This window comes from Caballeronia sp. SBC1, assembly GCF_011493005.1.
In the GTDB taxonomy this organism is placed as follows: Bacteria; Pseudomonadota; Gammaproteobacteria; order Burkholderiales; family Burkholderiaceae; genus Caballeronia.
Genome location: NZ_CP049157.1, coordinates 1,131,899 through 1,155,140 on the forward strand (window position 1 = coordinate 1,131,899; position 23,242 = coordinate 1,155,140).

23 protein-coding genes are annotated in these 23,242 nt (G+C 61.1%); 16 read left to right on the plus strand and 7 right to left on the minus strand.

Annotation, left to right across the window (positions count from 1 at the left end; all coding sequences use genetic code 11):
• The first annotated feature begins 214 nt into the window (after nt 1-214).
• Genes SBC1_RS23135 through SBC1_RS23160 form a run of 6 tightly spaced genes read left to right on the plus strand, consistent with a single transcriptional unit; the run spans nt 215 to nt 5,959 of the window.
• Nucleotides 215-1,270: a substrate-binding domain-containing protein gene (locus SBC1_RS23135; protein ID WP_165095425.1), complete on the plus strand. Its 1,056-nt coding sequence runs from the start codon at nt 215-217 to the stop codon at nt 1,268-1,270.
• Nucleotides 1,267-2,280 carry an ABC transporter substrate-binding protein gene (locus SBC1_RS23140; protein WP_165095421.1) on the plus strand — a complete coding sequence of 338 codons (1,014 nt, stop codon included), beginning with the start codon at nt 1,267-1,269 and terminating at the stop codon, nt 2,278-2,280. The genes SBC1_RS23135 and SBC1_RS23140 overlap by 4 nt, the downstream gene beginning before the upstream one ends.
• Before the next feature lie 10 nt (nt 2,281-2,290).
• Nucleotides 2,291-3,115 carry an ABC transporter permease gene (locus tag SBC1_RS23145; RefSeq protein WP_165095417.1) on the plus strand — a complete coding sequence of 275 codons (825 nt, stop codon included), beginning with the start codon at nt 2,291-2,293 and terminating at the stop codon, nt 3,113-3,115.
• A complete protein-coding gene (locus SBC1_RS23150; RefSeq protein ID WP_165095413.1) occupies nt 3,112-4,026 on the plus strand; it encodes an ABC transporter permease in 915 nt (304 codons plus the stop codon). Before SBC1_RS23145 ends, SBC1_RS23150 begins: the two co-directional genes overlap by 4 nt.
• The gene (locus SBC1_RS23155; protein WP_165095409.1) at nt 4,023-5,093 is read left to right on the plus strand and encodes an ABC transporter ATP-binding protein; all 1,071 of its coding nucleotides are present in this window, start codon (nt 4,023-4,025) and stop codon (nt 5,091-5,093) included. The genes SBC1_RS23150 and SBC1_RS23155 overlap by 4 nt, the downstream gene beginning before the upstream one ends.
• Before the next feature lie 32 nt (nt 5,094-5,125).
• A complete protein-coding gene (locus tag SBC1_RS23160; protein WP_165095405.1) occupies nt 5,126-5,959 on the plus strand; it encodes a phosphodiesterase in 834 nt (277 codons plus the stop codon).
• Between the two features lie 4 nt (nt 5,960-5,963).
• Here the strand turns inward: SBC1_RS23160 and SBC1_RS23165 are convergent, their stop codons facing one another.
• A complete protein-coding gene (locus SBC1_RS23165) occupies nt 5,964-7,307 on the minus strand; it encodes an ATP-binding protein (protein ID WP_165095402.1) in 1,344 nt (447 codons plus the stop codon).
• The gene (locus SBC1_RS23170) at nt 7,304-7,966 is read right to left on the minus strand and encodes a response regulator (RefSeq protein WP_165095399.1); all 663 of its coding nucleotides are present in this window, start codon (nt 7,964-7,966) and stop codon (nt 7,304-7,306) included. The genes SBC1_RS23165 and SBC1_RS23170 overlap by 4 nt, the downstream gene beginning before the upstream one ends.
• 147 nt (nt 7,967-8,113) lie before the next feature.
• Here SBC1_RS23170 and SBC1_RS23175 point away from each other — a divergent pair, with 147 nt between their 5' ends.
• From SBC1_RS23175 to SBC1_RS23185, 3 genes are read left to right on the plus strand one after another with little or no spacing between them, the layout of a single operon-like run.
• Nucleotides 8,114-9,526 (plus strand): TolC family protein, encoded by a 1,413-nt coding sequence (locus SBC1_RS23175; protein WP_241202219.1) that lies wholly within the window; start codon nt 8,114-8,116, stop codon nt 9,524-9,526.
• Entirely contained in the window at nt 9,516-10,598 is a 1,083-nt protein-coding gene (locus SBC1_RS23180; protein WP_165095394.1) for an efflux RND transporter periplasmic adaptor subunit, read from the plus strand. The genes SBC1_RS23175 and SBC1_RS23180 overlap by 11 nt, the downstream gene beginning before the upstream one ends.
• Nucleotides 10,595-13,651, plus strand: a complete 3,057-nt coding sequence (locus SBC1_RS23185) for an efflux RND transporter permease subunit (RefSeq protein ID WP_165095391.1) — start codon at nt 10,595-10,597, stop codon at nt 13,649-13,651. Before SBC1_RS23180 ends, SBC1_RS23185 begins: the two co-directional genes overlap by 4 nt.
• Before the next feature lie 87 nt (nt 13,652-13,738).
• Here SBC1_RS23185 and SBC1_RS23190 read toward each other — a convergent pair whose 3' ends face one another.
• Nucleotides 13,739-14,056 carry a DUF4148 domain-containing protein gene (locus SBC1_RS23190; protein WP_165095388.1) on the minus strand — a complete coding sequence of 106 codons (318 nt, stop codon included), beginning with the start codon at nt 14,054-14,056 and terminating at the stop codon, nt 13,739-13,741.
• Between the two features lie 280 nt (nt 14,057-14,336).
• Between SBC1_RS23190 and SBC1_RS23195 the strand changes: the two genes are divergently transcribed.
• The 3 genes from SBC1_RS23195 to SBC1_RS23205 all read left to right on the plus strand — a co-directional run bounded on the left by SBC1_RS23195 (nt 14,337) and on the right by SBC1_RS23205 (nt 16,598).
• Nucleotides 14,337-15,068, plus strand: coding sequence for a DUF4118 domain-containing protein (locus tag SBC1_RS23195; protein WP_165095384.1), 732 nt, complete (start codon nt 14,337-14,339; stop codon nt 15,066-15,068).
• Nucleotides 15,069-15,135: 67 nt separating this feature from the next.
• On the plus strand, nt 15,136-15,960 hold the full coding sequence (locus SBC1_RS23200; protein ID WP_165101307.1) for a carboxylesterase: 825 nt from the start codon (nt 15,136-15,138) through the stop codon (nt 15,958-15,960).
• Nucleotides 15,961-16,241: 281 nt separating this feature from the next.
• Nucleotides 16,242-16,598 carry a hypothetical protein gene (locus tag SBC1_RS23205; protein ID WP_165095381.1) on the plus strand — a complete coding sequence of 119 codons (357 nt, stop codon included), beginning with the start codon at nt 16,242-16,244 and terminating at the stop codon, nt 16,596-16,598.
• A gap of 142 nt (nt 16,599-16,740) precedes the next feature.
• Here the strand turns inward: SBC1_RS23205 and SBC1_RS23210 are convergent, their stop codons facing one another.
• Nucleotides 16,741-17,061, minus strand: coding sequence for a pyrimidine/purine nucleoside phosphorylase (locus tag SBC1_RS23210; RefSeq protein ID WP_031359973.1), 321 nt, complete (start codon nt 17,059-17,061; stop codon nt 16,741-16,743).
• A gap of 192 nt (nt 17,062-17,253) precedes the next feature.
• Nucleotides 17,254-17,763: an Lrp/AsnC family transcriptional regulator gene (locus SBC1_RS23215; RefSeq protein WP_165095377.1), complete on the minus strand. Its 510-nt coding sequence runs from the start codon at nt 17,761-17,763 to the stop codon at nt 17,254-17,256.
• A gap of 160 nt (nt 17,764-17,923) precedes the next feature.
• Here SBC1_RS23215 and SBC1_RS23220 point away from each other — a divergent pair, with 160 nt between their 5' ends.
• The 4 genes from SBC1_RS23220 (at nt 17,924) to SBC1_RS23235 (ending at nt 21,350) form a co-directional block, all read left to right on the plus strand.
• Nucleotides 17,924-18,940 (plus strand): 1-aminocyclopropane-1-carboxylate deaminase, encoded by a 1,017-nt coding sequence (locus SBC1_RS23220; protein ID WP_165095373.1) that lies wholly within the window; start codon nt 17,924-17,926, stop codon nt 18,938-18,940.
• 310 nt (nt 18,941-19,250) lie between these two features.
• Entirely contained in the window at nt 19,251-20,018 is a 768-nt protein-coding gene (locus SBC1_RS23225; RefSeq protein WP_165095369.1) for a superoxide dismutase, read from the plus strand.
• 104 nt (nt 20,019-20,122) lie between these two features.
• Nucleotides 20,123-20,626, plus strand: coding sequence for a DUF3455 domain-containing protein (locus SBC1_RS23230; protein ID WP_165095366.1), 504 nt, complete (start codon nt 20,123-20,125; stop codon nt 20,624-20,626).
• Nucleotides 20,627-20,681: 55 nt separating this feature from the next.
• Nucleotides 20,682-21,350: a YceI family protein gene (locus SBC1_RS23235; protein ID WP_370469652.1), complete on the plus strand. Its 669-nt coding sequence runs from the start codon at nt 20,682-20,684 to the stop codon at nt 21,348-21,350.
• Between the two features lie 30 nt (nt 21,351-21,380).
• Here the strand turns inward: SBC1_RS23235 and SBC1_RS23240 are convergent, their stop codons facing one another.
• Together SBC1_RS23240 and SBC1_RS23245 are read right to left on the minus strand one after the other, a co-directional pair.
• Nucleotides 21,381-22,520, minus strand: coding sequence for a DSD1 family PLP-dependent enzyme (locus tag SBC1_RS23240; RefSeq protein ID WP_165095363.1), 1,140 nt, complete (start codon nt 22,518-22,520; stop codon nt 21,381-21,383).
• Nucleotides 22,517-23,188 carry an HAD-IA family hydrolase gene (locus SBC1_RS23245; RefSeq protein WP_165095360.1) on the minus strand — a complete coding sequence of 224 codons (672 nt, stop codon included), beginning with the start codon at nt 23,186-23,188 and terminating at the stop codon, nt 22,517-22,519. The genes SBC1_RS23240 and SBC1_RS23245 overlap by 4 nt, the downstream gene beginning before the upstream one ends.
• Between the last annotated feature and the right edge of the window lie 54 nt (nt 23,189-23,242).

Genomic DNA, 23,242 nt, shown 5'->3' on the forward strand with positions numbered 1-23,242 from the left:
TCGGTAAGGTAGAGCGCTGGAGTGAGGTTGGGGCTGGCCCTTCAACGCCGGTGGTGCGAGCGGTGGATCGGCTGTTTACTGGCAAGGCTTTTTTGAGCGCATGAAAAGCGCCGCGTGGTTCACCTGGCATGAGTCGCAACCTTTCACGCGGACGTCACAGAGCCCTTCGATAATCGCTGCTGTAAACGTTTTCAGTTCATTCTTGCCATAGCCCATGCACTCCACCATCAAGGACGTTGCCGCGCATTCAGGCGTCTCGATCGCCACTGTGTCGCGTGCGCTTAACGCACCGCAATTGCTGAACGCGGAGACGCTCGCCAAGGTGCGCGAGTCGATCGAAGCACTCGACTTCATGCCCAGTGCACGAGGTCGTCAGCTCCGCGGCGTACACACGCGACTGGTCGGCGTGATCGTGCCGACACTGGCCAATCCCGTCTTCGCCGAGTCGCTGCAAGGCATTGATGAAGCGGCATCGGCCAGTGACTATCGCTTGATGCTGATGACCACCGCATATGACAGCGCGCGTGAGCGCCGCGCGATCGAGACCTTGCGCGAGCAACGCGTGGACGGCCTGATCGCGACGGTGGCCGACGCTGAATCCAACCCCTTGCTGGATGAACTTGATCGCATCGGCTTGCCTTATGTGTTGGCGCATAACGACACGGCGTATCGCGCGGCGGTATCGGTGGATAACCGGCGGGCAGCGCGTGACGGCGTGTGTGCTTTGTTGCAGCGCGGGCATCGGCGCATTCTGATGCTGGCGGGTTCGTTCGCGGAATCGGATCGCGCGCGTTTGCGATATCGCGGTTACGAAGACGCGATGCTCGACGCCGGCCTCACGCCCCATCCGCCGATCGAACTCGATTTCAACGCGGACGATTTGCCGCCATCGCTGCTCGCCCATCTCTCCGATCCTGCTCGCCGGCCCACTGCGCTTTTCTGCAGCAACGACCGTCTGGCGATCATCGTGATGCGCGGTTTGCGGCATGCGGGATTGTCCGTGCCGCACGATATCTCGGTGCTCGGTTTCGATGGCATCCCGCTTGGCGAATGGTTATCGACAGCGCTGTCCAGCGTCGCCACGCCGAACCGCGAGATTGGCCGGTGCGCGTGGCTTCATCTCGCGACCCGTCTGGGTTTGGCCCACGATACAAGCAGCAGCTCCATTCCCTTCAAGTTGCCCCATAGCGTAAGAACCGGTGCGACCATCGCGCCATTGATCGATCCCGCGGCCAGAACGGCCTCCCTCGTATCGGAGAATCCTGCATGAAAATTCGTCATGTCCTGGCTACGCTGCTTGCAGCAACGGCCACTTTCTGCGCGGCCGGCGCGGCGTATGCCGACAGCACCGCGATCTGCTACAACTGTCCGCCGGAATGGGCGGACTGGGCGAGCCAGATTGCTGCTATCCAGAAGCAGACCGGCATCCGCGTGCCGTTCGATAACAAGAACTCCGGGCAGGCCATTGCGCAGATGATGGCCGAGCAAAAAAGCCCGATTGCCGACGTGGTGTATCTCGGCGTTTCATCGGCGTTCCAGGCGAAAGACAAGGGCCTGGTGCAACCGTACAAGCCCGCGCATTGGAACGATATCCCTGCGGGCATGAAGGATCCCAACGGCTACTGGTTCGCGATTCATTCCGGCACGCTGGGCTTTTTCGTGAACAAGGATGCGCTCGACGGCAAGCCCGTTCCGCGTTCGTGGGCGGACTTGTTGAAGCCGGAATACAAGGGCATGGTTGGTTATCTTGATCCGTCGTCGGCGTTCGTGGGATACGCGGGCGCAGTGGCCGTGAATCAGGCGCTGGGTGGCACGCTCGACAACTTCAAGCCCGGTCTCGAGTGGTTCGAGAAGATGAAGGCCAACGCGCCGATCGTGCCGAAGCAGACCGCGTATGCACGGGTGATGTCGGGCGAGATTCCAATTCTGCTCGACTATGACTTCGACGCGTATCGTGCGAAATACAAGGATCACGCGAACGTGGAGTTCGTGATTCCGAAGGAAGGCACGATCGTGGTGCCGTATGTGATGAGCCTCGTGAAGGGCGCGCCGCATCAGGCGAACGGCGAGAAGGTGCTGGATTTCGTGCTGTCGGATGAAGGCCAGCGCTTGTGGGCGAACGCGTATTTGCGACCGGTGCGCGGCGGAGCGTTGCCGCCTGACATAGCCGCCAAGTTCTTGCCGGCGTCGGAGTATGCGCGTGCCAAGGACGTCGATTTCGCGAAGATGGCCGAGAAGCAAAGCGCGTTCGGCGAAGAGTATTTGCGCGTCATGCACTGATCTTTCAACGATGCAAGATTCCACCTTCTCCACCCGCGCGCGGGTCTTCCTTCTCGCGCCCGCGCTGGCCGTATTCTGCGCGTTCTGGCTGCTGCCGCTGGTCGCGTTGGTGCAGGCCAGCGCCGTGCCGGACGCGTTCACCGCGTATCGCGAGGTCCTGACCAACGCGCGTTATGTGCATAGCTTGCTCGCGACGATTGCGTTGTCGCTGGCAGTGACGGCGGCGACGCTTGCGTTGTCGACCATCGCGGGTTTGTTTCTCGCGCGCCGCGAGTTGCCGGCCAAGCGATTACTGGTCGCACTCCTGACGTTTCCGCTTGCGTTTCCAGGGGTGGTGGTGGGATTCATGGTGATCATGCTGGCAGGGCGCCAAGGGTTGATCGGCGCTATTTCTACACGGCTGACAGGCGACCGCTGGGTGTTCGCTTATTCACTCAGCGGCCTGTTCCTGGGCTACCTGTATTTTTCGATTCCGCGCGTGATCGTTACCGTCATGGCGGCTGCAACGAAGCTGGATGCGTCGCTGGAAGAGGCGGCGCGCTCGCTGGGGGCATCGCCGTGGCGCATCTTTATAGACGTGCTTATGCCCGCCCTGATGCCCGCATTGATCGCGGCGGGCGCGGTGTGTTTTGCCACCGCGATGGGCGCTTTCGGCACCGCGTTCACGCTCGCCACCGACCTCGACGTATTGCCGATGACCATTTATACCGAGTTCACGCTGAACGCGAATCTTGCGACGGCAGCGGCGTTGTCGATCGTGCTCGGCCTCGTCACCTGGGCCGTGCTGGCGGTTGCTCGCAGCCTCACCGGCGCGACTGTTGCCGCTACCGCATGAGGATGCCGATGCCTGAGTTCCTGAGACCTCGTCGTCTGCTTGTTGCGGGGCAATTGCTGCTGACGCTTGCGCTGGTTGCGTTCATGGTCGTGCCCGTGGTGATGTCTGTGATGGCCGGATTGACCGTCAACTATTTTCGTGGCGTATCGAGTGGACTGACGCTCAAATGGCTTGAGCAGGTGTGGTCGATGTATCAGGATTCGGTCTGGTTATCGATCGAGATCGCGCTTGCAACGCTTGCCATTACGCTCGCGATTGGCGTGCCGGCAGCGTATGCGCTGGCGCGCAGCAATACGCGCTGGGCGCGTTTTGTCGAAGAATTGCTTGTCCTGCCTATCGCGCTGCCGGGGCTCGCTACGGCATTGGCTTTGTTGTCCGTATATGGCGGCTGGAGCGCGTTTCGATCGAGCATGTGGTTCATCGTTGCCGGGCATGTGGTTTTTACTTTGCCGTTCATGGTGCGCTCGGTCGCCGCCGTCTGCGCGGGTACCGACTTGCGCACGATGGAAGAAGGCGCGGCCAGTCTGGGCGCGTCGTTCACGCAGCGGTTCCTGACCATCGTGCTGCCTAATGCGCGTCCCGGCATTGTTGCCGGTGCGCTCGCGGTGCTGACTTTGTCGATAGGCGAATTCAATCTGACATGGATGCTGCATACCCCCGACACCAAGACACTGCCGGTCGGACTCGCCGATGCGTACGCGTCCATGCGTCTTGAAGTCGGCAGCGCCTACACCATACTTTTTCTGCTGATGACGCTGCCGTTGTTGATTGCGATGCAGTGGCTGGGTGTCGATCCGGCTGGCGCGCAGAGTGCCCGCGCCGCAGCAAAACGCAAGCGCACGTTGTCACGCAGCGGCTCGCCAGGGCAATCCGTTACTCAACCGTCCCAACCTGTAGAGACTGCACGATGAGACTCGAAGCCGTTCCCGTCACCCTCAGCCGTTGCGCGAAAACGTTTCGCGGGCAGCGTGTGCTCGAACCCGTCGATCTCAGCATCGAACCCGGCGAAACGCTGGTGCTGCTTGGACCTTCAGGCTGTGGCAAGACCACTACGCTGCGACTGATCGCCGGGCTGGAAAAGCCCGATGCCGGCGGCCGTGTGAGTTTCGGTGCGGATGATGTCACGGCCTTGCCTATCGAGCGTCGCCAGGTCGGCATGGTGTTCCAGAACTACGCGCTGTTTCCCAATCTGACCGTACGTGGCAACGTGGGTTATGGCTTGCGGATCCAGAAGGTGGAGGCGTCGGCGGCGCGTCGACGGGTGGATGAATTGCTGGAGATGACCGAGTTGACCGCACACGCGGACAAGCCCATTACCGAGTTGTCTGGTGGTCAGCGCCAGCGTGTTGCGTTGGCTCGCGCACTGGCGCCGAGGCCGCGTGTATTGTTGCTCGATGAACCGCTGACCGCACTCGATGCCCGCCTGCGCGAGACCCTGCGTGCCGAAATGAACGCGTTGCTGCGCGAACTTCGCGTGACCAGCATCTATGTCACGCATGACCAGTCCGAAGCGATGGCGCTTGCTGACCGGATCGTGGTGATGAGCGCGGGGCGCATTGAGCAATGCGGTACGCCGCGCGAGATTTATTACCAGCCGGCGAGTCGCGCGGTGGCGCAATTCATCGGCACATTGAATCGGGTGGCAGGCGAGTGCCGTGATGACGCATTCGTCACGCTTGGCGGTACGATTAGCGTAACGGGACTGATCGCGCAACTGCGAACGCGGAACGGGACTCGGGACGGTGCGCGGTCGGAAATCTTCTTTCGGCCGGAAGATGCGGTGCTTGTCGATCCGCAGTCGGCGCAGTTGCGCGGCGCGGTGGAGTCGGCGCTGTTTTTGGGTGAACGTACCCGGTTGAAAATCAGGGATGCCGCGCCCGATGCATTGATTGTCGATGTGCCCGGCCGCGTTGAACTGGCGCAGGGAACGGCCGTGGGGATATCGGTGCGCGACGAGGGTTGGGTCGCATTGCACTGATTCCCTCGCTTCAGGTCAAACAAGGAGATGCCATGCTGCTCGCTCAAATCACCGATTTGCATATCAAGCTTCCCGGTGTGCTCGCATATAGAAAAGTCGATACGGCAGCCTGTCTGCGCGCTTGTGTAGAACGTTTGAACGCGCTGAGTCCGCGTCCGGATGCCGTGCTGGTGACGGGAGATCTGGTGGATTTCGGAACCGCCGATGAATATCGTCACTTGGCGGCGTGTCTGAAACCGTTGGAGATGCCGGTGTATCTGATGGTCGGTAATCACGACGACCGCGCGGCCTTGCGCGAGGTTTTCGATGCACCTTATTTGCACGAAAGCGGTACTGGTAGCGACTTTGTTCAATACGCGTTTGATCTGCAAGATATGCGGGTCATCGCGCTGGATTCGCAGAAGCCGCAGGAAAGCCCGGGCACGTTATGCGATGCGCGTCTTGCGTGGCTTGAGCATCAGTTGGAGGCCGCTGATGGCCGCCCGGTGATCGTCGCGTTGCATCATCCGCCGTTTGCTACCGGTATCGGGCATATGGACGACATGGCGCTTGACGCGCAGGCCGCGTCGAAGCTGGAGGCGCTGATTTCGCGGTATCCGAATGTGGAGCGCGTTTTGTGCGGGCATGTGCATCGGCCGGTGCATAAGCGCTTTGCGGGGACAATCGCTTCAATTGCGCCGTCGACCGCGCATCAGGTGGTGCTTGATCTGCATGCCGACGCACCGTCGGCGTTCGTGCTTGAGCCGGGTGCGTTTGCCTTGCACTATTGGACGGCAGGCGTGGGGCTCGTGTCGCATCATGAATACGTCGAGCAGTTCGACGGGCCGTATCCATTCTTCGATGACGATGGGGCGTTGGTGGATTAAGCGCTTAGCCGGTTACGTTTGCCGGCGACAGCGACCCGACCCTCACGATCAACCCACTCCCATCCTCGCGATTGCGCGCCTCGAGCGTAGCCCCATGTCGCCCAGCAATGCTCGATGCAATCGCGAGCCCCAGCCCGCTGCCCGACCCCTGCGCACCGGCGCCGCGATAAAACCGGTCGAACACCCGGTCCAGTTCATCCGGTGCAATGCCTGTGCCCGTATCCACGACTTCAACACCCACACCCTGCGTATCGCGCGTGAGTATCACATCGACCTTTCCGCCCTCGGGCGTATGGCGAATCGCGTTATCGATCAGGTTATTCAGCAAGATTCCCAGCGCATGTTCATCGCCCAGCACGACATAGTGGTCCGATGCATCGCACGCGCGCTCTTCCAGCCCAAGATCGATGTGCTTGGCCTCCGCCAGCAACGACAGGTCGCTCACCGACCGCTCCGCGAGACGGCGCAGACTCATGGGCAGCATCGACGCCGTCCGGTTCGCATCCTCGCGCGCCATGGCCAATAGCTGATGTGCAAGGTGAATGATCCGGTTGAGTCGTCCCTCAAGACGCTCGAGCGTATGACCGTCGCCTTGCAACGTGCCGTCACGCCGGGCCGCCTGAAGCTGCAGTTTCAACGCGGTCAGCGGCGTGCGCAACTCGTGCGCCGCGTCGGCAACGAAGATTCGCTGCGCCTGCGACGCGTCGTTCAAACGCCTTAGCAAGTCATTCAACGCGTCGACCAGTGGCCGAATCTCCACCGGCACTCTTACACCAGCCTGCAACGGCTCAAGCGAGTCGAGCGATCTCCGCGATAACGCCCGCGACAACCCACCGATCGGCGCAAGTCCTCGGGCCACGACAAACAACACGAGCACAATGGTCACCGGCACTACCAGGGCCAGCGGCCACAACGTGCGCCAGGCGAGCCGCAGCGCAAGATCCTCGCGAACCGAGAACGGTTGCGCCACCTGGATATATCGGTCGGGCTGCTGCAGGCCGAACACGCGCCATCGATATTCACCGCGTTCAATCGACCTGAATCCTTCCGCGATGCGCGGCAACGCCGGTTCCTTGATCGAGTGGTAAACAAGCTTGCCTTGCTTGTCCCAGATATCGATCGCAATGCGGTCGTCGGCTATACCGTTGAAGTCGTGGCGGGCCCGGTCGGCGGCGTCGGCTGTAGCAATATTCGCCGGCAACGACAGCGCAACGGTGCGCAGTTCGTAGTCGAACAACTCGCTCGCTTCGCGGCGCGCGGTGTGGAAGATGCCATAGCCCGCCGCCAGCGAGGTCGCGGCCAGTCCGAAGATCAGCCAGCCGAGCAGCCAGCGGCGTATAGATATCATTCGAGTCCCTTGAGCCGGTAGCCCACGCCCCGGATCGTCAATATCTGCTCCGCGCCAATCTTGCGCCTGAGGCTGTGGACATGCACCTCAATGGTATTGCTGCCCACTTCCTCACCCCATCCGTACAGCTTTTCCTCGAGTTCCGCACGCCTGAATACGCGCGTTGGCTCCTCGATCAGCACCTGAAGCAACGCGAACTCGCGTGGCACCAGCGGCAACGGCACACCGGCCTTGCTTGCTTCGTGCGAGGCGGGATCGAGGGCCAGTTCGCCATGCGTATAAACAGGCTGCTTTTGTCCGGTACGACGTCGCAGCGCCGCGCGCACGCGTGCGGCCAGTTCGTCGAGATCGAAGGGTTTCATGAGGTAGTCGTCAGCGCCCGCATCCAGCCCGCGAATCCGGTCGTCCACGGCATCGCGCGCAGTCAGGATGATGACTGACGCCGCACCGCCTGCCTTGCGGTACGTGTTCAACACCTGGAGGCCATCGCGTTTCGGCAAGCCGAGGTCGAGCAGTACGAGGTCGTACACCCCGTTGCCAAGCGACAGCTCAGCGGCGCGTCCGTCCGCCGCCCAATCGATTGCGTAACCCAGCCGGCGCATGGAGTCGACCACGGTCTCGGCAATCATCTCGTCGTCTTCCACCAGTAATAGCCGCATCGTGAAATCTCCCCGGTCCTACGAACAAGTATCGAGCATGAATTGTCGGCGGCGGGTGCTTAAGCGTTCCTTAAGCACGGGCTTCCTAGAATCAATTGCTCCTTCGATGAACCTTGCCCGTTCACTTTCTTCGCCCAGGAGCCAGGTTTGCCTGCATTCACCGCCGCCCCGAGTTTGTACCTGTACAAGCTAGTTTGCGCCAGCACGTGCCTGGCGCTGCTCGCCGGCTGCACGTGGTATCACCGCGAGCCGCTTGCGCCGCGGGATACATCGACCACGCTCTCTACGCTCTCACGCGTGCAGATCGATCCGGCGACCATGCCCCTGCCCGAGCTTGCCGCACATCGATTCGATCCCTCAGATGGCCTCGACATCGAAGAGGTCGCCATGCTGGCCGTGGCGAACAATCCCGACCTGAAGCTCGCCCGCGACGACCTGGGCATTGCACGGGCTCAAGCATTTTCGGCCGGCTTGCTGCCGGATCCGCAACTGGCTGTGTCCAGCGATTATCCCGGCATGGAGGGGGCAACGCGTGCGTTCAATTATGGCTTGTCCATGGACGTACTGGCGATCTTCACGCGTGGACCCAACAAGCAGTCAGCCGACGCGACCGTTGCAAAGACCGATCTTGGCCTGCTCTGGCAGGAGTGGCAGGTCGTGGCGCAGGCAAAACAATTGTTCATCAAGGCGCGCTTTCAAGAGGAGACGCTGCCGTTGCTTGCGCAACAACGCGATCTGTCGCGCACGCGTTATGAACGAATGGCCGATGCCCAGCGCGAGGGCAACCTGACCGAAGATACGCTGACCGCGGCCCTCACTTCGTATAGCGACGCGCGCAAGCTTTATACCGATGCTGAACGTGCGGCCGAGCAGACGCATCATGACCTGAACCAGCTGCTGGGTTTGTCGCCCGACGTGCAATTGCAGCTTGTGGGCGAGCCTGAAGACGCGCCACTTGAAGACGCCACCGTGGATAGCGCGGTCGCCGCGCTGCCGCGCCGGCGGCCCGATTTGCTTGCCCTGCAAGCGGGTTACGAGGCGCAGGAGCAAAAATATCGTGCGGCGATCATGAGCCAGTTTCCGTCGCTGACCGTGGGGTTTGACCGTCAACGCGACACATCGAATGTCTACACGTCAGGATTCCAGATCAACTTGAGCCTGCCGATCTTCAACCGCAACCGCGGCAACATTGCGATCGAGCAAAGCACGCGACAGCGCCTGCGCGATGAATATCAAAACCGCTTGAACCAGGCAATCGCCGACGTGGCCCATCTGCGTGCCGATGACGCCATCCTCTCACGCCAGCTCGAGCAGACCGAAGCGGCGTTGCCCGGAACGGAGCATGCCGCGCGCGACGCCAGCGCGGCTTTTGCCGAGCACAACCTGGCGCTCGGCGCATACACGGATGCGATGTCGGCCGCGTTGACCAAACGCGTGGACATCGCGACGCTGCGCGAATCGCGGGCCGAACAGCGTGTTGGCTTGCAAGCGCTGCTGGGCAGCGCAATCCCCGACGCTTTTACTTCCGACCTGAACCTGACTGAAGCCCATGCCAAATAACCGGCTTTCGACGCACGCCTGCATCGCCTTGTGTTTTTGCTTCAGCGTATTCCTCGAAGCAAGCAACGCCCTTGCCGACGACACCGTGGTCGCCGTCACGACCGCCCCGGTCCAGCGCGCAGTGATTGCGCAACCCGTACGCGCGTACGGCATCGTCGCGGCATCGGCGGCTAACCTCACGTCGATCAACTTGCCTTACATCGCGCGGATCACGCAACTGCGCGTGCAAACGGGGCAGCCGGTCAAGCGCGGCGACCCGCTGTTTGTCGTGCAGGCCGACCCCGCTGCCGCGCTAGCCGCCACGCAGGCAAGAAGCGCCGCGACGCTGGCCGATGGCGAGATTGCGCGCACTCAGTCGTTGTTCGACAAGGGCCTTGCCACCGCATCGCAACTGGCCGCTGCGCGCAAGGCAGCACAGGATGCCCGCGAGGCGCTGGTGTCGCAGACACAGAGCGGGATCACGAGCGGAGCCAAGGTCGTTGCGTCGCCTATCGACGGCGTGGTGTTGCAGATATCGGCGGGACAGGGCGATCAGGTCCAGGCGGGAGCGCCGATCATGCAGCTTGCAGGCGCGGACAACGGCCGGCAGGCGCGCGGCAACGTGGTGCTGGCGGTCGAACCCTCGGACGCCGTCAACATCCATACCGGCGATGAGGTCCGCTTGCGCGGCCTCTCGACCTCGCTCGCGAAGCTCTCCATGACAGGGCGCGTGGTCCTGGTGGGCGCTTCTATCGACCCGCAAAGCCAGCTCGTCGATGTAGGCGCGAACGTGCCGCTCGGCAATAGCGCGTTCATTCCGGGCACGCACGTGGCCGCCGATATCGATACCAACCGCGGCATGCACTGGGTCGTCCCGCGCTCGGCCGTGCTCAAGGACGATCACGGCGATTTCGTATTCCAGGTTGCGTCCGGCAACAAGGCGCATCGCGTGAATGTGGTCACGCAGGTAGAGGATCGCGACCGCTACGGCATCGACGGTCCGCTCAGTGCGACGCAACCGGTGGTGGTCAGCGGCAACTACGAGTTGAAGGACGGCATGACGGTGCATGGCGCCGAAGGCGCGCCACGATGAACTTCGGCCAATGGATGCAGGCTCACCGGCGCTCATTGCTGTTCGTGATCGCATTGCTCGCCGTGGCCGGCGCACTGATCGCGTTCCGGCTGCCGATATCGCTGTTCCCGAACGTAGCGTTCCCGCGCGCCGTTGTCTCCCTCGATGCCGGCGACCGTCCCGCCGAGCAGATGGCGACACTCGTCACCATGCCGGTGGAAGAGGCCTTGAGGCGAGTGCCCAACGTGCTCGACGTCGAGTCGAAGACGAGCCGCGGGTCCGCCGAGATATCGGTGAACTTCGACTGGGGCACGGACATGGCGCAGGCCACGCTGCAGGCGCAATCGTCGATCAGCGAGATCCTTGGAACGTTGCCGCAAGGCACGTCGATGCAAGTCCGCCGCATGGACCCGACGGTGTTCCCGGTGCTTGCCTATAGCCTGACGTCGAAGCAGCAGTCGCTTTCCGCACTGCACGATCTGGCGCAGTTCCAGATGCGGCCGCTGTTGTCGTCGGTGGAAGGGGTGGCGCGCGTGGACGTGACCGGCGGCGCGACCGACGAGTTCGAAGTGGCCGTGGACCCCGCCCGGCTTTCGGCCTACAAGCTCTCGCTCGCCGATGTATCAAAGGCGATTGGTGCGAGCAACGTACTGATGGCGACTGGGCGGATCGAGGATCACTACAAGCTCTATCTGGTCATTGCGGACGCGACCATTACCAAGCTCGACGAGCTGAGGAACGTGGTGGTATTGGCGAAAGGTTCCACGCAAATCCGGCTCGCCGATGTTGCCACGGTGCGCGCAGGCGTCACGCCGCAATGGATGCGCGTGACGGCCGATGGACAGGACGCGGTGCTCGTCAACATCTACCAGCAGCCGGGTGCGAACAGCGTCGCCATGGCGAAGGCGATCCGCGCGAAGCTGAGCGCATTTCAGTCGCAGATGCCGCCGGGCGTGCGCCTCGCGAACTGGTACGACCAGAGCGAACTGGTGACTGCAGCGGCGACGAGCGTGCGCGACGCCATCATGATCGGCGTAGTGCTCGCCGCGCTGACGCTGTTCGCATTCCTGTGCAATTGGAAGATCACCGCGATCGCGGTGGCGCTCGTGCCGGTCGTGATGGCCGCGACCATTCTTTTGCTCGATGTGTTCGGCATGGGCTTCAACATCATGACCCTCGGCGGCATGGCAGCGGCGGTGGGCCTGGTGATCGACGACGCGATCGTGATGATCGAGCACATTATGCGGCGCATGCGCGAGGGTGGCGCGAACGCGTTTCATGGCCGCGTGATGGCAGCCGCGCTCGAATTCACGCGGCCGCTTGCCGGGTCGTCCGCAGCGACGCTGATTATCTTCGTGCCCCTGGCCTTCTTGTCCGGCGTGACCGGCGCGTTTTTCAAGGCGTTGTCCGTCACCATGGCAAGCGCGCTCTTCATTTCGTTCATGGTCACGTGGCTCGCCGTGCCCATCCTCTGCGACCGATGGCTCAAACCGAAGGACGCGGAGGAGCACACTGAAACCCGTCTGGCAACGTGGATGAACACGCGTTACGCAATGTTGATCGGCCGCGTCAGTGCACGGCCGGTGCTCGTCCTGATTGGCCTCGTACCGCTCGTTGTTGTTGCCGTGTTCGCGTTCACGCGGGTGGGCAGCGGGTTCATGCCGACCATGGACGAAGGTGGTTTTGTACTCGACTATCACACCGAGCCGGGTACATCGATCAGCGAAACCGACCGGCTGATGAAGCAGGTCGAGGCGATTGTCAGCGCGAATCCGAATGTTGCCACTTACTCGCGGCGAACCGGCGCAGGCTTGGGCGGCGATCTGAACGAGCCGAACCGGGGAGACTTTTTCGTGCGCCTGAAGTCCGGCAAGCGCGAGCCTATCGAAACCGTGATGGAGGAGATTCGCTCGAAGGTGGAAACGGACGTGCCCGGGGTCAGTATCGAACTTGCACAGTTGATGGAAGACCTGATCGGCGATCTGACCTCCGTGCCGCAACCTGTGCAGATCAAGATCTACTCCGACGACCAGACCACTCTCAACTCGACCGCGCGGAAGGTGGCTGAGGCGATCGGCAAGGTCCAGGGCGTGGTGGACGTGAACGACGGCATCAATCCCGCCGGCGACGCGCTTGAACTGCACATCCGGCCCGATGCGGCGGCGGCCGAAGGCATGGACCCGCAGAGCATTGCGCAGGCCGTCTCCGACATGGTGCAAGGCAATATTGCCACGCAGTTCCAGAATGGTCCGAAGACGGTTGGCATTCGGGTTCGGGTGGCCGGCGCGCTCGCACTCACCGATACCCAGCTCGGCCAGTTGCTGATCCGCGCGCCGGACGGCCATCTGTTCGCGCTGGATCGCGTGGATTCGCGTGTGACCGTGACGGGCCAGCCGGAAGTGAGCCGGGACAACCTGAAGCGTATGGTGGCGGTGACGGCGCGTATTGATGGGCGCGATCTGGGTTCGACCATCGCCGACGTGCAGAAGGTGCTCGCTACGACCAATCTGCTGCCCACGGGCGTGTATTACGAACTAGGCGGCTTGTTTAAACAGCAGCAGATTGCCTTCAAGGGTTTGATGACCGTGTTCGGCGCGGCCGTCGCGCTGGTATTTGGCTTGCTGTTGTTTCTCTACGAACGTTTTCGCATTGCGCTAGCCGTGCTTGCCATGCCCTTGCTGGCGACCGGAGCGGTGTTTGTCGGCCTGTGGGTCACCGGCATAGAGCTCAACATTTCCGCGATGATGGGCATGACGATGATCATCGGCATTGTCACGGAGGTCGCGATCTTCTATGTATCGGAGTTGCAAGGGTTGATGCGGGATGAAGGGATGCCGCTTGACCGGGCGTTGATAGAAGCGGGCCGAAATCGCTTGCGGCCGATTGCCATGACGACCATTGCGGCCATTCTTGCTTTGCTGCCGCTGGCGTTTGCACTGGGCCAGGGATCGGCCATGCAGCAGCCACTGGCGGTAGCGATCATTTCCGGCTTGATCGTGCAGTTGCCGCTGGTGCTGCTGCTGTTGCCGGTATTGCTGCAGTTGTTGATGCGACCGCGGCGCGGAAAGCAATAAAACAAGGGGCGCTGGACCAGCGCCCCTTGTCAGGTTTTGACAAACGTCAGCCGCGGGACTTTCATCCCGCTTGGCACAAGACTTTGCTCAGTGATGCGAGAAAAGGGATTCTCGCGGCACCAGCGGAATGACGTTGCTTGACTGGCTCGATCCGTAGGTCGAGGAACCGTATGCGTTGTTTGTGTCGCTGCCTTGTTGATCTGCGCGGAGCGTCGTATTCGAAGCGGCGTCCTGACTCGCCGGGTAGTGCGTTTTCGACGGGGGAACCGTTCCTTGTTGTTCAGCGTTAATCAGATCGGCGCGGACTTGTGCGCGGGTGACCGCTTCGTTCGCGGTCTGCGCGAACGAAGCGAGCGGAAGCGTCAGCGCCGAGGCGGCGAGCAACTTCAATACGAGCGATTTCATGATGTGTTCTCCTGGAATAAGAGGTCGTCCGTCATATCCGGACATGGGATGGCTACATCGCGAAAGGTGTTAAAATCAACGCCTCGTCAACCGCAATGCATGCTTCCAGATTACGCAGTTATCCTTAACATATCCTTATCTGGAAGCTGACAGTTTTAGCAATGTGACCAGCGTCGTAAAGTCTTTAAGCATCGCTTAAGCTTGTGCATGTCACACTGTCTGTAACTGTGTGTAATAATCCATCCCCGTCCTGGCTATTTCCCTGACACAAACCGCATTAATGAATATTCAAAACGCCCGCCGCTGGGCGCCTCGAGGCAAGCGAGTGTGGCTGATGAGCGCGCTTGCGCTTTGTGTCGCAAGCGGGGTCAGGCTCGCCTTGCACCCATTCCTGGGGCCGGTCATGCCGGGTGTCGCCTTCTGCATAGCGGCGGCAATGGTCGAATACTTCTTTGGGCTCATCCCTTCGCTGACGGTAATGCTGCTTGGACTGGGCATTGCCGATTTCCTGTTCGTGCCACCTTACGGTGAGATTGCAGTCGTCAATCGTGCAGACGTCATGCTGGCGATTTCGTACCCGCTCGTCACGCTGTCGACCATCACCCTTATCGAGCGGCTGCGGCGCGCGCAATTCCGCACGGAAATGATCGCGGCAGTGGCGCTTTCACGCTATGAAATGCTGCTGCGCGCCGATAATGAACGTGCGCTGTCGCGCCGGGCGGTGGACGAAACGCATCGGCTGGTGCGGCATCTTCCGCATTACCACGACGCCATCATCTTGCTGCAGGCGGTCGATCGCAATGCGGCGCAAGGCGCTAAGGAAATGGCGCCGGGGCGGCTTTTTGCCAGTGCGCATCCCGACGATATCGAACGGCTTCAGCGCGGTTTGCAACCGGGACGGCATCGCGTGCGCCTGGGTTCGGGCGACGGCATGCATAAACTCGTGGAATGCATTTGCGAGCGCTTTACCACGCACGCCGGTGAGTTTCTGATCTTGCGCAGGGTTGATTAGCGTGACAAAGGAAACGCCCGCGTTGAACGCGTCGACCTTCTACTCCGGCAGCGACCATGCAGTCCTGATGCTGCACGGCCTGTCCAGCTCACCGCTCGAAATGCGCCATCTCGCGCGCTACTTGAATAGCGAAGGGCTCACCACGTGCGCACCCAACCTCCACGGTTACAGCGCGGGCACGCCGGAATTACGCATGGAAGCGTGGGTTGCGGCCGCGGTTCGGGAATTCGACGCGCTGAGCGCCCGTTACCCGCGTGTATCCGTGTGCGGCCTTTCCATGGGCGCAACGCTCGCACTGGCGCTCCTGCGTGAGCGGCCCAGCGCGCAGGCTATCGTGCTGCTGTCCGTCACGCTCGACTACGACGGCTGGGCCATGCCGTGGTATCGCTTCCTGCTCGGCTGGGCCTATTACACGCCGTTGCGCAATCGCTGGCGGTATCGCGAGGAAGCGCCGTTCGGGCTGCGCAACGAGGCGTTGCGTGCGAAGGTCGGCCGCGCAATGCAGCGCAACGACTTGAGCGAAGTCGGCCCGTCGAGCATCTCGCTTCCCGCGCTGCACGAGGCCAGCCGTCTTGCCGCGAGCGTGAAAAAGTCGCTGGCCGCGCTCAAGAACGATTGCCTGCTGATCCATGCGATCGACGACGAGACGTCCAGCCCGCGCAACGCGCAATTCGTTGCGTCGAACATGGGTTCGACGGTTCTGCGCACCATCTATCTCGACGATTCGTACCACATGATCACCTCCGACAACGAGCGGGAAATCGTTGCCCGCGAGACAGCCGTGTTCCTCAAGGAAAGCGAAGCTGCCAGTAGCGCCGAAGGTGGCGCGAAGCCCGTGGTATCCAAGGCGCTGGCCCGTCGCCTCCGGCAGATGGCGGCTATCGGCAAATAAAGCCTGGGCGACAGCCCACAGCGGCGCCGAAGCTTTCAAAACAATTTTTGGTAACTGAACGCTCCGCGCGCGGATAAGCGTCGCTTAAGCATGTCCCGCGCACTCTATGCGCAGCGTTGGCTCGGTCGGACGTGCGGTGGCCGGTTTTCGCTGGATAACGGCAGCGCCTCATGACCGCATTCCGCGTTGCCGAACGACATGGACGCCGCATCGGATGGACGCGGAGCCCTGTTCGAGATTGAAACCAAAATCCGCTTGGCGCGAGCCCGGAGAGACTGTTTATGCAAACCACCCTGTCAATCGCATTGCGGGCCCATGCCGTGCTCTTGTCGGCGTCGGTGGCGGCGCTGACGGCGGCATGCCTTTGCATCGTCTTGTTGCTGCACCTGCCGTTGGACGATCCGGGCACGTTCGGACTCAGGGCGACGGTGTTCAGCATAGCAGTGCTCGGTGTGCTGTTTTTGCGGCATAAGGCACGCTGTGCGTTCAGGGCCGCCCTACAGAAACGCCAGATCCGGTTAAGCGACGTCAACGCGAACGGTATTTCTATCAGCGACGACTGCCCGGACGCGTGGCTTGTTCAGATGTACGCGGAGCTCTGTCCGGCGGCGGCGCGTCGACAGATCACGTCCAGGTAATGCGCGTAGTGCACATACTGCGCATGCGACGTGCATTGCCCGAAGACGGTTGACTGACGGCGTTACAAACCCTTCGCCAATCGACCGTCATTTTGTTCAAGGCAGGGGTGGTGGACACACACCACGGCGGCCCAGCCTGCGCTCAAAAATAGTGGCAGACGTAGTCGACGGTTTCAATCACTTCGATCTCGAAGCTGGTGTTGCCCGGCACGGTGATGGACTCGCCAGCGCCGTATTCACGCCACGCTTCTTCTCCCGGATTACGCACGCGGCATCGTCCGGCATTGACGTCGATCTGTTCCGGCGCTTGCGTCGAGAACGTCAGCAGGGCCGGGAAAATGACGCCTAGCGTCTTGCGCGTGCCATCGGCAAGCAGGATGGTATGCGAGACACATTTGCCATCGAAGTAAATGTTCGCGTGCTTGATGATCGAGACGTTGTCGAATTGTGCGGTCGTTGTCATGCGTGGAAATTCCTATGGTCCGGTTTGTTGGCCAACGGCATGGGGCTCAGGCCGTTGGCACGATGATCTGTCGGATCGGCATGGCCGAACCTTGAAGCGTGGTTTGTTGCCCCGCAAAACATAGTCATTATTCTGCAGCTTGGCAATGGTTCCGTGCGTGCGCCGTGCGCCCGGCCGGCCGGCGCGGAAACACTAGATAGGGAAACTGGTTGTTGACAGGATTTCCTTCAGGACCATGAAGGTCCTGACCTGGCGCACACCGGGCAAGTACAACAACTGCTCGGCATGCAGGCGGTTGAAGCTCTCGCTGTCGCGCGTGCGTACCAGCATGAAGCAGTCGAACTCACCCGTCACAATGTGGCACTCCATGCATCCCGAGACCTTTTGCGCGGCTTTCTCGAACGCGGCGAAAGACTCGGGCGTGGAGCGATCCAGCACCACGCCGATGATCATCAGCATGCCCGCGTTGAGCTTCTTCGGGTCCAGCAATGCGACCGTCCCCCGAATCAGGCCCGCTTGTTTAAGCCGTTCTACGCGACGTAAACACGCTGGCGCGCTCAGGTTCACCTTGGCCGCAAGCGCAACATTGGAAATAGAGGCGTCGCGCTGAAGCAGCCTGAGGATTGCGCGGTCGACGCGGTCCAGCTCGGTGCCCGACTGATCGCTTTCTCGCGATCCAGCACGAACTTTTGTTGCGCTCATAGCTATTCCTCCACACGTTAATTACGCCGGTTGGCCATTCAATCATTAGGAATTAAATAAATGACAATTTATTCGCAACCCTGCTTCAGCCAAAGTTTTTTACCATACTTCTCATCGACGCAAATTAATGCGACGACTTGGCTGATCATCGGAGCGACACATGAACCTCAAGAAATTTCCCCGTCACGCGCTCACTTTCGGACCGACACCGATCCAGCCGCTCGCACGGCTGTCTGAACATCTTGGCGGCAAGGTCGAGCTCTATGCCAAGCGCGAAGACTGCAACAGCGGCCTCGCATTCGGCGGCAATAAAACCCGCAAGCTCGAATACCTGATCCCCGAAGCGATCGCACAAGGCTGCGACACGCTGGTCTCCATCGGTGGGATTCAGTCGAACCAGACGCGTCAGGTTGCGGCCGTTGCGGCTCACCTCGGCATGAAATGCGTGCTGGTGCAGGAAAACTGGGTGAACTACTCGGACGCGGTGTATGACCGCGTTGGCAATATCCAGATGTCGCGGATCATGGGCGCGGACGTGCGCCTGGTTGCGGACGGTTTCGACATCGGCTTTCGCAAGAGCTGGGAAGATGCATTGGAAGATGTCCGGAAGGCGGGCGGCAAGCCTTACGCGATTCCCGCCGGTTGTTCGGACCATCCGCTAGGTGGCCTGGGCTTCGTGGGTTTTGCGGAAGAAGTGCGCCAGCAGGAAGCGGAGCTTGGTTTCAAGTTCGACTACGTGGTGGTGTGTTCGGTCACGGGCAGCACGCAGGCGGGCATGGTCGTAGGCTTCGCAGCAGATGGACGCGCGGATCGGGTGATAGGTATTGATGCATCGGCCAAGCCTGAAAAAACCCGTGAGCAGATCCACCGGATCGCGCGGCAAACGGCTGAGCAAGTAGAGCTGGGACGTGACATCACGTTGAGCGATATCGTGCTCGATGAACGGTATGGCGGTCCCGAATACGGCTTGCCGAACGAAGGCACGCTTGAGGCTATCCGCCTGTGCGCGAAACTGGAAGGCGTGTTGACCGATCCCGTGTACGAAGGCAAGTCGATGCACGGCATGATCGATAAGGTGAAGCGCGGTGAGTTCCCGGAAGGCTCGAAGGTGCTGTATGCGCATCTTGGCGGCGTGCCGGCGTTGAACGCTTATAGCTTCCTGTTTCGCGAGGGTTGAACGGGTGAATGCGTGGACGGGACGCCTCTGATGCGGAGCGTTTCGTTCGCGGCTACTGTCGTGGGGACATAACGGCCCGTTCGGTACGTGCCGATCAGGCCATTCATTGATGACCAAGAAATCTGCACCGACCCCGGAAGCACCCGCTGGACCCAAACGCTGTCCCGCTCTTCAGCTTGTTCCGGGAGGGCGTCAATAACGTGAGCAGTCGATGGAATAGACACCGAAGGTGAGGTGTTGTGAAAGTGCAGCCGAGACAGACCGGAGAACCGGTAATGGCTGCAATCACTCCACACTTACGGGTTTCATCATGCTCAACTCGCTCATTTCCCGTCGTCGCCTGATTGCAAGCGGAACATTGGCGTCGGCTGGCGTCGCGCTCTCGAAGTTCGCATTCGGTGCCTCAATACAAGACACATCGGCTCAATCTCCCGCCGATGCCAAAGCGACACTCAGCATTGTGCCCGCTTACCTGGGTTCATCGCCGCAAACGCTGCCGCCGCTGCCTTATGCGGAAAACGCGCTTGAGCCGGTGATCTCGGCGCGCACCATCGGGTTCCATTACGGCAAGCACCACCGCGCGTATTTCGATAACCTGCACAAGCTGCTGGCCGGTACGCCGCTGGCGCAGGCATCGCTTGAACAAGTGATCATGCGGTCGCACGATCAACCCGCTCTTGCCGATGTCTTCAACAACGCCGCGCAAGCCTGGAATCACAACTTTTACTGGAACTCGCTGAGCCCGGCTACCACCCAGCCGAGTGAAAAACTCCAGGCGGCGATTGTGCGCAAGTTTGGTTCGACCGAGGCGTTGACGAAGGCATTGGTGACCACTTCAGCATCGCAGTTCGGCGGCGGCTGGGGCTGGCTGGTACTCGACCAGGGTGAGCTCGCGGTCGTCAAGACGAGCAACGCGGAAACGCCGTTCACGCGGGGCCTCGCGCCGTTGTTGACGGTCGATGTGTGGGAGCATGCGTATTATCTGGACTATCAGAACCGGCGTCCCGACTATCTTGTTGCTACCGTGTCGCAGCATTTGAACTGGGCGTTTGCGTCGGCTAATCTGGACCGGGTCTGAGCCGCGTCTGAGCAGGACGGGGGCGTTATGCACGCGGCGTGGCCGCGAGAGGATAATCCGGGCGCTCACTCTATCGTCAGCCATTCCATTCAAGCAGGAGTTTCATGTTCAATTCTTTCGACCGCGCGAGCCGGGTGACGGCTGCGATAGCCGTCTGCGTTGCAAGCACTGCCGCGTCCGCAGCGTCCTCTATTGATCCTCCTCAGGCGGAACGCGTCGTGACGACGACCGCTTCCGGTGTGCAAGTGTATTCATGCGAATACGATGCGCAGCACCACTTGGGTTGGGTGTTCAAGAACCCGCAGGCAACGCTCTACGATACAAGCGGCCAGGCGTTGATCCGGCACTCTGCGGGGCCATCGTGGGAGGCGGACGACGGCAGCCGGATTGTCGGTCACGTGATTGCGCAAACGCCGAGCGAAACGGCTGCGAGCGTGCCGCAGTTATTGCTCGAAACGCGCAGCACTGCGGGGAGCGGCATGCTGTCTGCTATTCGTTATGTTCAGCGCGTGAACACCGTGGGCGGCGTGATGCCGGCCGCGCCGTGTTCGACCGAACATGAGATTGGCAGCTCGCCTTACATCGCTAATTACATTTTCTACAAGTAGCACATGCGGGCGGGATGGCTTTCGCCACAGGCGTCGACCTTTTCAAAGGACAATCATGCACGACTCCAGATTTCTGTCCCGCTTTCGCATGCTTCGTGCGGGTTTGCTGACTGTGTTCGCCTTGTCGATATCGGCTTGCACGGCGCTGAGCGTGGTGACGCATTCGGTGTCGCCTGACGAAGCAAGTGTTCCTGTAGGCCGATATCAACTTGACCCGCATCACTGGAACGTCAGTTTCGATGTCGATCACTTCAAGTATTCGCGCTTCGTCATGCGCTTCGACAAGACCACAGCGCAGTTGAACTGGGAGACGGGTGGCATGGATCGCAGCACAGTGGCGGTGGATATCGATGCAACGAGTCTCGACACCAACGTCCCGATCCTAGACAAGATGGTCAAGGGTCCGGATATGCTGGATGTCGAGCGTTCGCCGACTATCCATTTTGTGAGCACGGCGTTCAAGCGCACGGCAGACAACCAGGGCGAACTCACTGGCGACCTGACCATTCGCGGCACGACTCGGCCGGTTATGCTTGCGGTCACTTTTAACGGGCATGCGCCGAATCCGCTGACCAAACAACAGACGCTGGGCTTTTCCGCCGATGGGCATTTCAGCCGCGCGCAGTTCGGTTTATCGACGTGGTATCCGGCCGTGGGCGACGACGTGCATGTGGCGATTCAGGCCGAGTTTGTAGGGAGTGCGCCGGGGGAGGTTTCACAGTGAGCCGAGGTTCTTCCGGTTAGCACCGCGGACCTACCACCCATAAAACCGCTCCCACACGACCACCTCGCCATCCTCCGAGCGCGCGTGATAAGCGGGAAATTGCGCACCGGTCGCGCATGCATGATTCGGCAAGATCAACAACCGCGTACCAACCGGCAGATGGACCGAGATGTCCCTATCGGGATGATCCACGTTCGCGAGAATGCCATGCTCCTGGTTCGCGCCCGTGAGCATATAACCCTCCAGCGGTTTGCCATCGAGTGTGCAAGCCTGCCCGTAACCATAGTCATGCGTCTGCTTCGCGGTGCCGCGATCGCGGCTCATCGCCATCCAGCCGGCATCGAGGATAGCCCAGCCCTTGTCCACCTGATGACCGATGACCGTCGTCAATACGCTGAGCGCCAGATCGCCTGTCGTGCAAACGCCAACATTGCGCATGACGAGATCGAAGAACACATACACGCCAGCGCGCACTTCCGTGACGCCTTCAAGATGCTGCGCCGCCAGCGCGGTCGGCGTGGAGCCAACGCTCACCTCGTCGCACGGCAGACCGGCATCGCGCAAGCGCCCGGCGGCGCGCACGCAACCCGCGCGTTCCTGTTCCGCCAGCGCAGCAAGCGCGTCGGGCGTGTTGAGATCGTAGCTTGACCCGGCATGGGTCATCACACCACCAAGACGCGCGCCATGTGCTCCATCGCCGTGCAGCGTCCGCCCGATATCGAGCAATCGAGGTTCATCGGGCTGGACACCGGAACGATGACCGTCGGTATCTATTTCGATCCACACCTCAAAAGTTTCGCCATGAGCGCGGCCGAACTCGGCAACAGCAAGCGCTGCCTCCAGGTTGTCGACAATCAGTTTGAGATCGCATCCCGCGCGCCGTAACGCCAGCGCGCGAGGCAGCTTCGATGCAACAATACCCACCGCGTACAGGATGTCGCTGAAGCCCGCCGCGAAGAACTGCTCGGCTTCCTTGAGCGTCGACACCGTAATGCCTCGCGCACCCGCATCGCGCTGCGCCCGCGCGACTTCCACACACTTCGCCGTCTTCACATGCGGACGGAACGCGACACCGAGCGTGTTCATCCGGCTCTGCATGCGAGCGATGTTGCGCTCCATGCGCGGCCGGTCGATCAACGCGGCAGGGGTTTCGATCTGATCGAGAGTCATGACGTGGACGTTCCCTTCAATAAATTAAAGCCGCGCAGCCAAGGCAGCAACGCGTCGAGCGTGGGTGCTTCGAGTTCGGGCGCTTGCGCGCCTTCCACGAGCTCGAGTCCCACGCGGTTATGCCAGTAAGTGCGCAAACCGGTCACGGCCGTGCCAAACATGTCGTAGCTCGAACCGGCGACGAACGCTGCGTCTTTCGCGTCAACCTTCAGACGGTCGAGCGCCATCTGATACGGCCGAGGGTCGGGTTTGTAAAAGCCTGCGCTTTCGGCGGTCACGATCACGTCCCAGTCGATATCGAACAAGCCGGCGGCCTGCTCGCCGAGACGCTCTGAGCAATTTGTCACGATCGCCAGCCGGCAATGCGGTGCGAGCCTGCGCAGCACCTCTTGCGTGCCGCTCCAGGGCGCGAGTTGCAGCCATTGCGCTTCCAGCACGCGTGCGGCTGACTCACGCAAGCCCACCTGCACTGCGGCCTGGCGTACGAGTTCTTCATAGGGAACGTAAGCGCCGCAGCCGTAGGTCAGGCGCAAGTATTCCGCGCGCCACGCGCGGCCAGCGGCTTCACTGCCGGCTGCACGATTCCAAAGGCTCCATGAATCGAGGAGGGCGGTCAGCAGGTCGAACAGCACCGCTTTCGGATAAGTTGAGGTAGATTGATTTGGCATGATGGAAGCAACTTTACTGACGAAACCCTAAGCTGTGTTTAAATTCAGTGACAT

Bases quoted from the DNA above. Each gene is read 5' to 3' on its own strand.
- SBC1_RS23210 (WP_031359973.1), bottom strand. From the start codon at position 17,061: ATGACAACGACCGCACAATTCGACAACGTCTCGATCATCAAGCACGCG.
- SBC1_RS23190 (WP_165095388.1), bottom strand. From the start codon at position 14,056: ATGAAATCGCTCGTATTGAAGTTGCTCGCCGCCTCGGCGCTGACGCTT.
- SBC1_RS23195 (WP_165095384.1), top strand. From the start codon at position 14,337: ATGAATATTCAAAACGCCCGCCGCTGGGCGCCTCGAGGCAAGCGAGTG.
- SBC1_RS23160 (WP_165095405.1), top strand. From the start codon at position 5,126: ATGCTGCTCGCTCAAATCACCGATTTGCATATCAAGCTTCCCGGTGTG.
- SBC1_RS23205 (WP_165095381.1), top strand. From the start codon at position 16,242: ATGCAAACCACCCTGTCAATCGCATTGCGGGCCCATGCCGTGCTCTTG.
- SBC1_RS23145 (WP_165095417.1), top strand. From the start codon at position 2,291: ATGCAAGATTCCACCTTCTCCACCCGCGCGCGGGTCTTCCTTCTCGCG.
- SBC1_RS23170 (WP_165095399.1), bottom strand. From the start codon at position 7,966: ATGCGGCTATTACTGGTGGAAGACGACGAGATGATTGCCGAGACCGTG.
- SBC1_RS23200 (WP_165101307.1), top strand. From the start codon at position 15,136: ATGCTGCACGGCCTGTCCAGCTCACCGCTCGAAATGCGCCATCTCGCG.
- SBC1_RS23165 (WP_165095402.1), bottom strand. From the start codon at position 7,307: ATGATATCTATACGCCGCTGGCTGCTCGGCTGGCTGATCTTCGGACTG.
- SBC1_RS23180 (WP_165095394.1), top strand. From the start codon at position 9,516: ATGCCAAATAACCGGCTTTCGACGCACGCCTGCATCGCCTTGTGTTTT.
- SBC1_RS23155 (WP_165095409.1), top strand. From the start codon at position 4,023: ATGAGACTCGAAGCCGTTCCCGTCACCCTCAGCCGTTGCGCGAAAACG.
- SBC1_RS23230 (WP_165095366.1), top strand. From the start codon at position 20,123: ATGTTCAATTCTTTCGACCGCGCGAGCCGGGTGACGGCTGCGATAGCC.
- SBC1_RS23225 (WP_165095369.1), top strand. From the start codon at position 19,251: ATGCTCAACTCGCTCATTTCCCGTCGTCGCCTGATTGCAAGCGGAACA.
- SBC1_RS23150 (WP_165095413.1), top strand. From the start codon at position 3,112: ATGAGGATGCCGATGCCTGAGTTCCTGAGACCTCGTCGTCTGCTTGTT.
- SBC1_RS23220 (WP_165095373.1), top strand. From the start codon at position 17,924: ATGAACCTCAAGAAATTTCCCCGTCACGCGCTCACTTTCGGACCGACA.
- SBC1_RS23140 (WP_165095421.1), top strand. From the start codon at position 1,267: ATGAAAATTCGTCATGTCCTGGCTACGCTGCTTGCAGCAACGGCCACT.
- SBC1_RS23235 (WP_370469652.1), top strand. From the start codon at position 20,682: ATGCACGACTCCAGATTTCTGTCCCGCTTTCGCATGCTTCGTGCGGGT.
- SBC1_RS23215 (WP_165095377.1), bottom strand. From the start codon at position 17,763: ATGAGCGCAACAAAAGTTCGTGCTGGATCGCGAGAAAGCGATCAGTCG.
- SBC1_RS23245 (WP_165095360.1), bottom strand. From the start codon at position 23,188: ATGCCAAATCAATCTACCTCAACTTATCCGAAAGCGGTGCTGTTCGAC.
- SBC1_RS23185 (WP_165095391.1), top strand. From the start codon at position 10,595: ATGAACTTCGGCCAATGGATGCAGGCTCACCGGCGCTCATTGCTGTTC.
- SBC1_RS23240 (WP_165095363.1), bottom strand. From the start codon at position 22,520: ATGACTCTCGATCAGATCGAAACCCCTGCCGCGTTGATCGACCGGCCG.
- SBC1_RS23135 (WP_165095425.1), top strand. From the start codon at position 215: ATGCACTCCACCATCAAGGACGTTGCCGCGCATTCAGGCGTCTCGATC.